The sequence below is a fragment of the Psychrobacter sp. TB20-MNA-CIBAN-0197 genome (genome assembly GCF_040309765.1).
Classification (GTDB): domain Bacteria; phylum Pseudomonadota; class Gammaproteobacteria; order Pseudomonadales; family Moraxellaceae; genus Psychrobacter; species Psychrobacter submarinus.
Genome location: NZ_JBEOPC010001420.1, coordinates 1 through 234, shown reverse-complemented (window position 1 = coordinate 234; position 234 = coordinate 1). Strand labels below are relative to the sequence as shown.

1 protein-coding gene is annotated in these 234 nt (G+C 62.8%); it reads right to left on the bottom strand.

The annotated features are described in order from the left end of the window. Positions 1 to 7: 7 nt before the first annotated feature. The coding region (locus AAEY83_RS18645; protein ID WP_502945229.1) for a VOC family protein at positions 8 to 234 on the bottom strand (227 nt) is incomplete at its 5' end.

Sequence of the window (234 nt, the reverse complement as noted above, 5' to 3'; positions counted from 1 at the left end):
CCATCCATCAGCCGCTGTAGAACACAGCCAGCTTGTTGCCTTCAGGATCGCGCAGATAGGCCACGTAAAAATCCGGCGTATAGGCCTCGCGAGTGCCCGGCGGTCCTTCATTGCTGCCGCCACTGTCGAGCCCGGCCTTGTGCACCTGATCGACCTGGTGCCGCGAGTCGGCGCGAAATGCCGGCATCATGCCGTTGCCGGGTGTCGCCGACTCACCATCGAACGGTTGCGAGA